This window comes from Lysobacter oryzae DSM 21044, assembly GCF_059568595.1.
This window is the reverse complement of record NZ_JCANTQ010000012.1, coordinates 150,588-162,141: the sequence shown is the minus strand read 5'-3', so window position 1 is coordinate 162,141 and position 11,554 is coordinate 150,588. Positions and strand designations below refer to the sequence as shown.

At 68.9% G+C, this 11,554-nt stretch carries 13 protein-coding genes; 8 read left to right on the top strand and 5 right to left on the bottom strand.

Going from position 1 to position 11,554, the window contains the following annotated elements; genetic code table 11:
* The first annotated feature begins 71 nt into the window (after positions 1 to 71).
* The 4 genes from BP05_RS11210 to BP05_RS11195 all read left to right on the top strand — a co-directional run bounded on the left by BP05_RS11210 (position 72) and on the right by BP05_RS11195 (position 3,203).
* Entirely contained in the window at positions 72 to 533 is a 462-nt protein-coding gene (locus BP05_RS11210) for a hypothetical protein (protein ID WP_496363424.1), read from the top strand.
* Between the two features lie 136 nt (positions 534 to 669).
* A complete protein-coding gene (folE, locus tag BP05_RS11205; protein WP_496363422.1) occupies positions 670 to 1,257 on the top strand; it encodes a GTP cyclohydrolase I FolE in 588 nt (195 codons plus the stop codon).
* Between the two features lie 28 nt (positions 1,258 to 1,285).
* On the top strand, positions 1,286 to 1,786 hold the full coding sequence (locus tag BP05_RS11200) for a nuclear transport factor 2 family protein (protein ID WP_496363420.1): 501 nt from the start codon (positions 1,286 to 1,288) through the stop codon (positions 1,784 to 1,786).
* 4 nt (positions 1,787 to 1,790) lie between these two features.
* Positions 1,791 to 3,203 (top strand): M64 family metallopeptidase, encoded by a 1,413-nt coding sequence (locus BP05_RS11195; protein ID WP_496363418.1) that lies wholly within the window; start codon positions 1,791 to 1,793, stop codon positions 3,201 to 3,203.
* 24 nt (positions 3,204 to 3,227) lie between these two features.
* Here BP05_RS11195 and BP05_RS11190 read toward each other — a convergent pair whose 3' ends face one another.
* Positions 3,228 to 3,410: a hypothetical protein gene (locus BP05_RS11190; RefSeq protein ID WP_496363417.1), complete on the bottom strand. Its 183-nt coding sequence runs from the start codon at positions 3,408 to 3,410 to the stop codon at positions 3,228 to 3,230.
* A gap of 195 nt (positions 3,411 to 3,605) precedes the next feature.
* On the opposite strand from BP05_RS11190, the gene BP05_RS11185 reads away from it, so the two are divergent.
* Both BP05_RS11185 and BP05_RS11180 read left to right on the top strand, forming a co-directional pair.
* Entirely contained in the window at positions 3,606 to 4,850 is a 1,245-nt protein-coding gene (locus tag BP05_RS11185; RefSeq protein WP_496363415.1) for a TCR/Tet family MFS transporter, read from the top strand.
* 98 nt (positions 4,851 to 4,948) lie between these two features.
* A complete protein-coding gene (locus tag BP05_RS11180; RefSeq protein WP_496363413.1) occupies positions 4,949 to 5,182 on the top strand; it encodes a metallothionein in 234 nt (77 codons plus the stop codon).
* Positions 5,183 to 5,188: 6 nt separating this feature from the next.
* Here the strand turns inward: BP05_RS11180 and BP05_RS11175 are convergent, their stop codons facing one another.
* The 3 genes from BP05_RS11175 to BP05_RS11165 form a co-directional block, all read right to left on the bottom strand.
* Positions 5,189 to 5,623, bottom strand: coding sequence for a barstar family protein (locus BP05_RS11175; RefSeq protein WP_496363411.1), 435 nt, complete (start codon positions 5,621 to 5,623; stop codon positions 5,189 to 5,191).
* Positions 5,623 to 6,078: a guanyl-specific ribonuclease gene (locus BP05_RS11170; RefSeq protein ID WP_496363409.1), complete on the bottom strand. Its 456-nt coding sequence runs from the start codon at positions 6,076 to 6,078 to the stop codon at positions 5,623 to 5,625. The genes BP05_RS11175 and BP05_RS11170 overlap by 1 nt, the downstream gene beginning before the upstream one ends.
* Before the next feature lie 156 nt (positions 6,079 to 6,234).
* A complete protein-coding gene (locus BP05_RS11165; RefSeq protein ID WP_496363407.1) occupies positions 6,235 to 6,612 on the bottom strand; it encodes an I78 family peptidase inhibitor in 378 nt (125 codons plus the stop codon).
* 196 nt (positions 6,613 to 6,808) lie between these two features.
* Between BP05_RS11165 and BP05_RS11160 the strand changes: the two genes are divergently transcribed.
* Positions 6,809 to 7,018 (top strand): hypothetical protein, encoded by a 210-nt coding sequence (locus tag BP05_RS11160; RefSeq protein ID WP_496363405.1) that lies wholly within the window; start codon positions 6,809 to 6,811, stop codon positions 7,016 to 7,018.
* A gap of 2 nt (positions 7,019 to 7,020) precedes the next feature.
* On the top strand, positions 7,021 to 7,626 hold the full coding sequence (locus BP05_RS11155) for a DUF938 domain-containing protein (RefSeq protein WP_496363403.1): 606 nt from the start codon (positions 7,021 to 7,023) through the stop codon (positions 7,624 to 7,626).
* An 81-nt stretch (positions 7,627 to 7,707) separates the two neighbouring features.
* On the opposite strand, the gene BP05_RS11150 is transcribed toward BP05_RS11155, so the two are convergent.
* Positions 7,708 to 11,412, bottom strand: coding sequence for an indolepyruvate ferredoxin oxidoreductase family protein (locus BP05_RS11150; protein ID WP_496363402.1), 3,705 nt, complete (start codon positions 11,410 to 11,412; stop codon positions 7,708 to 7,710).
* Between the last annotated feature and the right edge of the window lie 142 nt (positions 11,413 to 11,554).

Here is an 11,554-nt window from a genome sequence, read left to right as displayed (position 1 = left end):
GTGCTTCCCTAGCGCGGCCGGCATCCGACGTCCATTCCGGCGCCGGCTTACCAACGCAGGAGAACCATCTAATGAGCGACATCAAGAAAGACCACAGCGTCGGCGCAGGCACGGGTGCAATGACGGGTGCCGTGGCGGGCGCGGCCGTGGGTTCGGCTGCGGGCCCGGTGGGCAGTGCGGTCGGCGCGGTGGTCGGCGGCATCGTTGGCGCGAAGGCCGGCGATTCGATCGCCGAGGCGGTCAATCCGACCGCATACACCGAGCACTTCAAGAAGGAATACGCCGCCGCGCCGTATTACGTGAGCGGCAGCGAATGGCGCGACTACGAGCCGGCCTACAAGTACGGCTACGACAGCTACAGCCAGTACCGCGGCCGCAAGTTCGACGACGTCGAAGCCGAGCTCGGCCAGAAGTGGGATGCCACCCGCGCCAACTCGCGTCTGGCCTGGAACGAAGCCCGCGGCGCCGTGCGCGACGGCTGGCACTACATCGAACGCGCCATGCCGGGCGATGCGGATCACGATGGGCGTTAAGCCCGCCGCACCTGGCAATCACCCTTGAAAAAGTCGCTGCGGGGCCGGCAAGGCCCCGCAGTTCTGCCTGCGGCCGCCGCTGGAGTACGATGCCCGTCCCCCGATAGACGAGGCCGGCCCCGCTGCCGGTGACCGCATGGCCAACGACAAGCCCCCGCGCGAACAGGCCGAAGCCGCCGTGCGCACCCTGTTGGCCTGGGCGGGCGACGATCCGACCCGGGAGGGCCTGATCGACACGCCCAAGCGCGTGGCCACCGCGTTCGGCGACTGGTTCAGCGGCTACGGCGACGACCCGGCCGAGTACCTCAAGCGCACCTTCGAGGAAGTCGAGGGCTACGACGAGATGATCGTGCTGCGCGACATCGAGTTCGAAAGCCACTGCGAACACCACATGGCGCCGATCATCGGCAAGGCGCACGTGGGCTACCTGCCCAACGGCAAGGTGGTCGGCATCAGCAAGCTCGCCCGCGTGGTCGAGACCTACGCCCGCCGCCTGCAGGTGCAGGAAAAGCTGACCGCGCAGATCGCCCAGGTGATCCAGGACGTGCTGCAGCCGCGCGGCGTCGGCGTGGTGATCGAAGGCGCGCACGAATGCATGACCACGCGCGGCGTGCACAAGCGCGGCGTCAGCATGATCACCTCCAAGATGCTCGGCAGCTTCCGCGAGGATGCGCGTACCCGCGCCGAGTTCCTGCAGTTCATCGACGTGGGCCCCGGGCGCTGAGGCGCACGACATGACGGAGGGAAGCGACGTGGCCAGACCCATTCGCGTCCTGCTCCTGCTGGCCGCCGCGATGCAGTTGGGCGCGTGCGCGCAGATGATGGCGCCGAAGACGGCGCCAGCCAGCGGCGAGATCGCGCGCCAGCGCCAGGCGTTCAACCAGCTCATCGCCTACCGGCGGATGGCCGACCTCGGCACGCTGGTCACCGACGACGTGCAGCTGGTCACCCCGGCCCGCACCATCAGCGGCAAGAAGAACCTGGTGCGCGGCTACGAAACCCTGGTGCAGAAGCGGCCGGACCTGCTGTCGGTCTTCACCCCGGAACGGGTCGAGCGCAATCCGCGCTGGAAGTTCGCCGCCGAGAGCGGCCACTGGATGGAGTCGTGGCAACAGGATGGCGAGTCGATCGAAATCCATGGCAGCTACCACGCGCTGTGGAAGCTGAAAGACGGACGCTGGCGGATCCAGTCGCAGATCGTGACCCCGGTGTCGTGCACCGGCGCCCGCTACTGCAAGTCCCTGGAGTCCTGAGCGCATGCTCGCCCGCTGGGGTCTGGCCGCGCTGCTGCTCGCCGTCCTCGCGCCGGCACACGCCGCGCCGCCGCGCACGCTGCGCGTGGACCTGCTGCACACCGGCAATGCGCTGACCGAGCAGTACGCGCTGGATCGGGTGGTGGTCGAGCCGCTGCCGTGGCCGGGCAACCCGGAGCGGCCGCTGGACGACAGCAACCGCGGCCTCAACCGTTTCGAGGTGGTCGACCCGAAGAGCAACCGCGTGCTGTATTCGCGCGGCTACAGCACGATCTTCGGCGAATGGCGCACCACCGACGAGGCGCTCAAGCGCAGCCGCGGCTTCCAGGAATCGCTGCGCTTCCCGGTGCCGGCCCAGCCGGTGAAGCTGCGCGTGCTGCAGCGCGACGAGCGCAACGAATTCTCGGTGGTGTGGTCCACCGACATCGATCCGGCGGCAATGGAAGTCGAGCGCGAGCAGCGCCCGGCGCCGGCCAAGCCCATCGCCATCCGCCACAGCGGCCCGTCCGCGCAGAAGGTCGACCTGCTGATCCTCGGCGACGGCTACACCCAGGCCGAACTGCGCAAGTTCGAAGCCGATGCGCGCCGCCTTGTCGATCATCTGTTCAGCGTGTCGCCGTTCCGCGAGCGCGAACGGGACTTCAACGTGTGGGCGCTCGCCGTGCCGACGCGCGAATCCGGCGTATCGCGGCCCTCGAGCGGAACCTTCCACCAGTCCGCGCTGGGTGCGCGCTACGACATCTTCGGCAGCGAGCGCTACGTGCTCACGCTCGACAATCGCGCGTTGCGCGAGCTGGCGCAGTACGCGCCGAACGAGTTCATCGAGATCCTGGTCAACAACGAGACCTACGGCGGCGGCGGGATCTTCGGCCAGTTCAGCACCGCCGCGGCCAGCAACGACTGGGCGAACTACCTGTTCGTGCACGAGTTCGGCCACCACTTCGCCGCGCTCGCCGACGAGTACTACACCTCGCCGGTGGCGTACGCGTCCGGCGAGGAACGCCCGGAGCCGTGGGAGCCCAACGTCACCGCGCTGCTCGACCCGGCCAACCTGAAATGGAAGCGCCACGTCGCCCCGACCACGCCGCTGCCGACACCGTGGCCCAAGGCCGAGTACGAGGCCTACCAGCGCGACTACCAGGCCAAACGCGTCGCCCTGCGCAAGGCCAACCGGCCGGAGTCGGAGATGAGCGCGCTGTTCGCCGCCGAGCGCAAGTTCACCGACGAACTGATCGCGCGCCAACCCAACCGTGACCTGATCGGTGCGTTCGAGGGCGCGAACTACCAGGCCAGCGGTTATTACCGCTCGCAGATGCAGTGCACGATGTTCAGCCGCACCGAGCGCTTCTGCCAGGTCTGCCAGGACGCGATCGGCGACATCATCGATCTGTATTCGCGCCCGCCGCCCGCGCACTGAGGGGCGGACACGCCGCCCCGGCCGTTACGGCATGTAGGCCGCGCCGGCGCGCCGCGCGAACACGCACTGGTCCTGCTGGTCGCAGCGCGAATGCGCACAGGCCGAGCCGTCGGCCGCGGTGCTCCAGGTACGGCGGATATGGACCGTCCGGCCCGCGATCGGGCAGGCATAGGCGGTTACGGTGCATTCGATGCGCTTGTTCGCCACGACTCTCTCCTTGAACTGGGGCGGAGCAACAGATTAACGGCCGGCGGTCACGGCTGCATGTGCATGCGGGTGGCAATCGCAAAGCATCCACCGCGCCTCAGCTTGCCAATGCACGCACCATCGCCGCCGCGGCTTCGCGCCCCTGGTACGCGGCCGCGCTAAACTCCGCGCCCGCACTGCCTCGAACCGACATCCGTGACCGAATCCCCCGCCGGCGCGCGCAAGGCCGCGCTGATCTTCATCTTCGTCACCGTCCTGATCGACATCCTCGCGTTCGGGCTGATCATTCCGGTGTTGCCGCACCTGGTGAAGCAGTTCGTCGGCGGCGACTATGGCGACGCCGCGCATTGGATCGGTTGGTTCGGCCTGGTGTTCTCGGCGATCCAGTTCATCAGTGCGCCGATCCAGGGCACGCTGTCGGACCGGTTCGGCCGCCGCCCGGTGATCCTGCTGTCGTGTTTCGGCCTCGGCGTCGACTTCATCTTCATGGCGCTCGCCAATTCGCTGCCGTGGCTGTTCGTCGGCCGGGTGATCTCGGCGATCTTCTCCGCCAGCTTCACCACCGCGAACGCCTACATCGCCGACATCACCCCGCCGGACAAGCGCGCGCAGGCCTTCGGCATGCTCGGTGCGGCGTTCGGCCTGGGCTTCATCATCGGCCCCGCGCTGGGGGGCTGGCTGAGCGTGATCGACCTGCGCTTCCCGTTCTGGGGCGCGGCATTCCTGGCGCTGTGCAATTTCGTCTACGGCTGGTTCGTGCTGCCCGAGTCGCACCCGCGCGAACACCGCTCGCCGCGCTTCGACTGGCGCCACGCCAATCCGCTGGGCTCGCTCAAGCTGCTGCGCAGCCATCCGCAGATCTGGGGTCTGGCCGCCGTGGTGTTCCTGATCAATTTCGCCCATTACGTGTATCCGAACGTGTTCGTGCTGTTCGCCGACTACCGCTACGGCTGGAAGCCGGAAACCGTCGGCAACGTGCTCGCGCTGGTGGGCGTGTGCGGCGTGATCGTGCAGGCCGGCCTGGTCAAGCACGCCGTCGCCGCCTGGGGCGAGCGCCGCGCGCTGCTGTTCGGCCTGTGCGCGGGCATCGTCGGCTTCGGCATCTACGGCTGGGCGCCGACCGGCATGCTGTTCCTGGTGGGCATTCCGATCATGGCGTTCTGGGGCTTCGCGATGCCCGCGACCCAGGCGCTGGTGACCAAGCAGGTCGACCGCAGCGTGCAGGGGCGGATCCAGGGCGCGCTGAGCAGCCTGATGAGCCTGGCGGGCATCCTGGCGCCGACGTTCTACACCGGCATCTTCGCCTGGTTCATCGGCAAGCATGCGCCGGCGCACCAGCCGGGCGCGCCGTTCTGGGCGGCCGGCCTGCTGCTGGTGGTCGCGCTGGGCATGGCATGGCGCTTCGCGCGCGCGCCGCGGGCGGTGCCGCAACCGGCCTGACGCGCGGTGGAAGGCCCGCGGGTGCGCGGTCGTGGGCGCGCACCACGCATGCCTCACGCGCGCGGGACGACACTCGAGCTCCCGCCAGGAGCTGTGCCATGGCCCGTTGCGACGTCTGCGGCAACGACTACGACAAGGCCTTCACCATCGACGGGCCGCGCGGGCGCGGCACCTTCGACTCGTTCGAATGCGCGATCCACGCGCTGGCCCCGGCCTGCGCGCATTGCGGATGCCGGATCATCGGCCACGGCGCCGAACACAACGGCCGCTACTACTGCTGCGCGCACTGCGCGCGCGAGGCCGGGGTCAAGGGGATCGACGACCGCGCCTGAGCGGGGTCAGATCGCGAGCTTCTCCAGTTCCTGCTGCGGCAACAGCATCAGCGCCCAGAACGGCACGCCCTGGTCGCCCCAGCTCGCCGCGGCTTCGTTGAGGATGTCGAGCAGCATGGCGAAGTTGTCGTCGTCGGCCCGGCGCCACGCGTCGGAGTGCTCGATCAGCAGCACGTAACCATCGGCCCGCAGCCACGACAGGTCGCCCAGGCTGTCGGCCAGCGCATCGAAGTTGCCGCCGAACGTCGACGGGAAGCGCAAGGCCTGGGCAAAGCGCTGCAGCACGCTGGCCTTGTCCACGCTGTGGCCGAGGTCGATCGGCACCACGGTGAAGTCGAGTGCGCGCGCGGCGTCGGACAGCGGCCCGCTCTCGCGCGCATCGACGAAGTAGGCGCCGCCCTGCGCGGGATCGGCCAGTACTTCGCGGACATCAATCGCCATCATGGCGACACCTCGAACCGCTGGAAGCTGCGGTAGTGATCATCCGTGTACCAATACTCGTGCGGGGGCTGGCCCCCGGTGATGATGCGGCGCGCGCCGCGGTCGGGCGAGCCGGGCGTCGCCACCGTGTACTCGTGGTAGTAGCCGCGCGGTTGCGCGGGCAGCAGGCGTTCGCGGTTCTGGAACACGCCGCCGTCCTGCCGGTAGTCGAAGGGACCACCGCGCGCGATGCGGTCGAGGACCGCGTGCGCCTCCGGCGGCAGCGCGGCGGGATGGCGGGCGCCGGTCCGCGGTGCCGGTTCGGCAGGATCGATCGCGCGCGGCGCGGGGGCCGGCAGCTGCACGGCCGGGCCATTGGCCGTCCCGGCGCCGGCCGGGAGCGGCGGACGTGGTTGCGCCCACAGCCACAGGCCGAAGGCGAGCAGGGCAACGATGATCCAGACAGGGCGCCGCATGCGCCTAGATCATGCAAGTACGGTGCCAGCCGCGGAAACGCGACGGAACCGCCGGAAAAGCAGGCATTTCACCCACGCCGGCGTCCTTGCGTGGCGGCGACGGAACCAGTGCGGCAGCTTCGGCCCCGGCTCCGCCGCGAACTCGGACGCTGTGCGTCACCCGCAACGGACGTTGGTGACCTTGTTGCCGGCGTCCACGTCCAGGTTGAGGCGGTTGCCGTTGAACTCCATCGTCACCGCCTGGCCCGGCTTGAGGGTGCGCGCGGTTTCGGCGCCGGCCGCCATGCGTGCCTGGTCGATGATTTCCGACGAAGCGATCTGGCCGACCGCGCTGCGCGCGGCGTCGGCGTTGCAGCCGCTTGCCGCGGAGTTGGTGGTGGTCGTTTCGCTGGTGGTGGTCGTGGTGGTCGAGGCCGACTGGGTATCCGCGGGCATGGCGGCGTCGGTGGAGGCCTGGCTCGCGGGTTCGGTGGTTTTGCATGCGCTCAGGACCACAAGCAGCGCTGCGGCTAGGGGCAGGACAGGACGGAACATGCGCGCGACTCCCGGGGGAAGGAGCCCGAAGTCTGGCATCGGGTTCGTTTACCGCGGGTCACGATGGCGCGAACGCCTGCGTGGACACGGCGCCCCACGAATCGTGCCAACGCGACCGCACGACGACGCCGGCGCGACGGCGCGGCGCTACATTGCCGGGGGCGGGTACGACCGCCCGCTTCGCGGAGTCAGCGTCATGGCGCACACCGTCACCTTCAGCGTTCCCGAACGCGCCCTGGGGCGCGAGGACATCGAATTCGTGGTCAGGCGCGACGGCGTTCGCTTCGGCACCCTGCTGGTGTCGAAGGGCGCGGTGGAATGGCGTCCGACCAACAAGGTGTACCGGCGGCGCCTGCGCTGGGAGCGCTTCGACCAGTTGATGCGCGAAAGCGGCCGGCGGGTCTAGGCATGCCGGCTGCAGCCCACAGCAAGCCGTATGCCCCGGCCTGCGACCGCAACCGCGAGCCGATCCTGGCGGTGCTGCGTGAGTGGTTCGGCGGACACCAGCGCGTGCTCGAGATCGGCAGCGGCACCGGCCAGCACGCGGTGCATTTCGCCGCGGCGATGCCATGGCTGACCTGGCAGTGCGCGGACGTTGCCGCCAACCTGCCCGGCATCATCCAGTGGCTCGACGAAGCCGCGCTGACCAACACCCCGCCGCCGATCGCACTCGACGTCACGGGCCCCTGGCCCGACGCGGCCTACGACGCGGTGTTCAGCGCCAACACCCTGCACATCATGGGTTGGCCGGAAGTGCAGCGCTTCTTCGCCGGAGTCGATCGCGTGCTCGCGTCCGCGGGCGGCGTGATCGCGGTGTACGGGCCGTTCAATTACGGCGGTGCCTACACCAGCGACAGCAATCGCGAGTTCGACGGCTGGCTGAAGGGGGGCGATCCGCGTTCGGGCCTCCGCGACTTCGAGGCGGTGGATGCGCTGGCGCGCGGCATTGGCCTGACCCTGGCCGCCGACCTTGCCATGCCGGCGAACAACCGCACGCTGGTGTGGCGGCGGTAGATCGCGTCGGTCCGTAGCGTGGTCCGGAAAAGAAAAAGCCCCGCCGAAGCGGGGCTTTTCAGCGATCGCGCCTGCGTTGGATCAGGCGACCTTCACGATCCGCAGCGGGTTGTTCCATTCCTTGAGCAACTCGGCCTCGCGGGCCTTGGCCTTGTGCAGGTGCTCTTCCTTGACGTGGCCGTAGCCGCGGATGTGTTCCGGGATCGAGGCGATCTCGGCGGCGAGGTCGACGTTGCCGCGGTCGAGCTTGCCGAGCAGGCCTTCCACCATGGCGAAGTAATCGACGATCAGCTGGCGCTCCATCCTGCGCTCCTCGGTCCGGCCGAAGATGTCGAACGCGGTGCCGCGGAAGCGGCGCGCCTTGGCCAGCCACTTGAACGCGGTGAACACCCACGGGCCGAATTCCTGCTTGATCAGGCGGCCCTGCGCGTCCTTCTTCGCCAGCAGCGGCGGCGCGAGGTGGAACTTGAGCTTGTAGTCGCCGTCGAACTGCTGCTCCAGCTTCTTCTGGAAGTCGCCGCTGGTGTACAGGCGCGCGACTTCGTACTCGTCCTTGTAGGCCATGAGCTTGAAGGCGTAGCGCGCCACGGCTTCGGTCAGGTCGGTGGAACCCGGCGCACGCTGCTCTTCGGCCTCGCGCACCTTGGCGACGAAGTCGCTGTAACGGCGGGCGTAGCCCGCGTCCTGGTAGTCGGTGAGGAAGGCGATGCGGCGCGCGACCAGCTCGTCGAGCGAGCGCGACAGGCGCGCGTCGTCGAGCGGCAGGAACGCGACGTTGTCGTTGCCGTGCGCGGGCACGTGGCGCAGTTCGTCGCTGTCGCGCGTCTTCAGCGGCGCGGCGTTGGCGCCCCACTCGTGGCCTTCCCACTCGCCGGCCTTCAGCAGCGGCAGCTCGTGCGGGGTGGCTTCGGCGGCGGTCGGCGCGTTGCGGATCAGGCCGGCGGCCTCGGCCACGGCCTTGGGATCGATCGCGGCCAGGCGGCCCCAGGCGAACGCGGTCTTGTTCATCTCGATCGCCGCGCCGTTGAGCTCGACCGCGCGCATCAGCGAATCGAACGCGATCGGCACCAGGCCCTGCTGCCAGGCGTAGCCGAGGATGAACAGGTTGGTCGCGATCGCATCGCCGAGCAGCCCCGTGGCGAGCTGGGTCGCGTCGACGACGTGCAGCTTGTCGGCGGCCTGTTCGCCGGTGCCCAGCGCCTTGCTGATCGCCGACACGATGTCGGTCGCCGGGAACTGCATGTCCGGGCGCGTGGTGAAGGTGCCCGGCATCGCCTCGTAGCTGTTGAGCACGACGTGGCTGCGGCCGCTGCGGATCTTCGACAGCACCCAGTAGTCGTTGACCACGACCATGTCGCAGCCGAGCACGAGGTCGGCCTCGCCGGCGGCGATGCGCACGGCGTGGATGTCGGCCGGCGTCTTCGCGATGCGGATGTGGGTGGTGACCGCGCCGCCCTTCTGCGCCAGGCCGGTCTGGTCGAGCACGGTCGAGCCCTTGCCCTCGAGGTGGCCGGCCATGCCCAGCAGCGCGCCGATGGTGACCACGCCGGTGCCGCCGACGCCGGTGAGCAGGATGTTCCAGGGCTGGTCGAGCGACGGCAGCGAGGGCATCGGCAGGTCGGCGAGGCGATCCTTGGCGTTGCTGCCCTTCTTCTTCCTCAGACCACCGCCTTCAACGGTGACGAAGCTCGGGCAGAAGCCGTTGACGCAGCTGTAATCCTTGTTGCAGTTGGACTGGTCGATCTCGCGCTTGCGCCCGAACTCGGTTTCCTTCGGCAGCACCGACACGCAGAACGACTTCTTGCCGCAGTCGCCGCAGCCTTCGCACACCAGGCTGTTCACCATCACCCGCTTCTGCGGGTCGACCATCTTGCCGCGCTTGCGGCGGCGGCGCTTCTCGGTGGCGCAGGTCTGGTCGAAGATCAGGACGGAGACGCCCTTCACTTCGCGCAGGCGCTTCTGCACCGCGTCCAGTTCCTTGCGGTCGAAGAACTCGACGCCGGACGGGAAGAGTTCGCGCTTGCTCCACTTGGCGATGTCGTCGGACAGCAGCACGATCGTGTCGACCCCTTCGCTGCGCACCTGGTGCGCGATCTGCGGCACCGACAGGGTGCCGTCGACCGGCTGGCCGCCGGTCATCGCGACCGCGTCGTTGTAGAGGATCTTGTAGGTGATGTTGACGCCGGCGGCGACCGACTGGCGGATCGCCAGCGAACCCGAGTGGAAGTAGGTGCCGTCGCCGAGGTTCTGGAACACGTGCGGCGTGTCGGTAAACGCCGCCTGGCCCGCCCAGGTCACGCCTTCGCCGCCCATGTGGGTGAAGGTGTCGGTGCTGCGGTCCATCCACGTGACCATGTAATGGCAACCGATGCCGCCCAGCGCGCGCGAACCTTCCGGCACCACCGTGGAGGTGTTGTGCGGGCAGCCCGAGCAGTAGTGCGGCACGCGCGGGAACTGCGCGCGCGGCAGCGCCAGCTCGGATTCCTTCTCGGCCATCCAGCGCAGCACGTTCTCGATGTGCTCGCTGTTGTGGAACTTCTGGATGCGCTTGGCGATGACGCCGGCGATGCGCGCCGGGGTGAGTTCGCCGGTGGAGGGCAGGATCCACTCGCCGCTCTCGTCGTACTTGCCGACGATCGACGGGCGGTTGCCACCGTCCCAGTTGTACATCGACTCCTTCATCTGGCTCTCGATGAAGGCATGCTTTTCCTCGACCACGACGATGTCCTGCAGGCCGCGCGCGAAGGCGCGCAGGCCGACCGGTTCCAGCGGCCAGGTCATGCCGACCTTGTACACGCGGATGCCGAGGTCGGCGCAGGCGCGCGCGTCGAGGCCGAGGTATTCCAGCGCCTGCAGCACGTCGAGGTAGGACTTGCCGGTGGTGATGATGCCCAGGCGCGCGTTGGGCGAATCGATCACGAGACGATCGATCCTGTTGGCGCGGGCGAAGGCCTGCGCCGCCTTCACCGCGTACTGGTGCAGGCGCATTTCCTGGTTCAGCGGCGGATCCGGCCAGCGGATGTTGAGGCCGCCTTCGGGCAGCTCGAAATCGGTGGGGATGACGATGTCGAGCGCGAGCGGATTGACGTCGACCGAGGCCGAGGATTCCACGGTTTCGGCGATCGTCTTGAAGCCGACCCAGCGGCCGGTGAAGCGCGACATCGCCCAGCCGACCAGGCCCATGTCGAGGATGTCCTGCACGCCGGCCGGGTTGAGCACCGGCATCATCGCGCTGACGAATTCGTGCTCGGAGCCGTGCGGCAGGGTCGAGGAGCGGCACGCGTGGTCGTCGGCCGCGAGCGCGAGCACGCCGCCGAACTTGCCGGTGCCGGCGGCGTTGGCGTGCTTGAACACGTCGCCGCAGCGGTCCACGCCGGGACCCTTGCCGTACCACATGCCGTAGACGCCATCGACCTTGGCGCCCGGGAACAGGTTGGTCTGCTGCGAACCCCACACCATGGTCGCGCCGAGGTCCTCGTTGAGCCCCGGGGTGAACTTCACGCCGGAGGCTTCCAGGTGCTTGCGCGCGCGCCACAGCTCCATGTCGAAACCGCCGAGCGGCGATCCGCGGTAACCGGAGATGAAGCCGGCGGTGTTGAGGCCGGCGGCCTGGTCGCGCAGGCGCTGCATCAGCGGCAGGCGCACCAGCGCCTGCACGCCGCTCAGGTAGATGCGGCCCTCGACGCGGCTGTACTTGTGCTCGAGGGTGTAGTCGGGATCGACCACCGAGTTGGTAAGCGACGTGTTCGCCGAGGACGGCGAGCTGAGTTCGGCAGTGCTGGTCATGGGGGTGGCTCGTGCGGCGGGGGCCGGATGGCTGCAGGGCGCCCGGCACTGCGCCTCACGGCCGAGGCGGCCGCGAGCAAAGTCCCGAGCAAAGACTCGGAATTGTAGCAGCCGGCGCGGTCCCACCCGGGCGGCACTGGGA

Excerpts from the sequence above, each read along its gene's own strand:
- folE (WP_496363422.1), top strand. The coding sequence starts at position 670 with ATGGCCAACGACAAGCCCCCGCGCGAACAGGCCGAAGCCGCCGTGCGC.
- BP05_RS11175 (WP_496363411.1), bottom strand. The coding sequence starts at position 5,623 with ATGGCGATTGATGTCCGCGAAGTACTGGCCGATCCCGCGCAGGGCGGC.
- BP05_RS11160 (WP_496363405.1), top strand. The coding sequence starts at position 6,809 with ATGGCGCACACCGTCACCTTCAGCGTTCCCGAACGCGCCCTGGGGCGC.
- BP05_RS11150 (WP_496363402.1), bottom strand. The coding sequence starts at position 11,412 with ATGACCAGCACTGCCGAACTCAGCTCGCCGTCCTCGGCGAACACGTCG.
- BP05_RS11165 (WP_496363407.1), bottom strand. The coding sequence starts at position 6,612 with ATGTTCCGTCCTGTCCTGCCCCTAGCCGCAGCGCTGCTTGTGGTCCTG.
- BP05_RS11170 (WP_496363409.1), bottom strand. The coding sequence starts at position 6,078 with ATGCGGCGCCCTGTCTGGATCATCGTTGCCCTGCTCGCCTTCGGCCTG.
- BP05_RS11195 (WP_496363418.1), top strand. The coding sequence starts at position 1,791 with ATGCTCGCCCGCTGGGGTCTGGCCGCGCTGCTGCTCGCCGTCCTCGCG.
- BP05_RS11155 (WP_496363403.1), top strand. The coding sequence starts at position 7,021 with ATGCCGGCTGCAGCCCACAGCAAGCCGTATGCCCCGGCCTGCGACCGC.
- BP05_RS11210 (WP_496363424.1), top strand. The coding sequence starts at position 72 with ATGAGCGACATCAAGAAAGACCACAGCGTCGGCGCAGGCACGGGTGCA.
- BP05_RS11180 (WP_496363413.1), top strand. The coding sequence starts at position 4,949 with ATGGCCCGTTGCGACGTCTGCGGCAACGACTACGACAAGGCCTTCACC.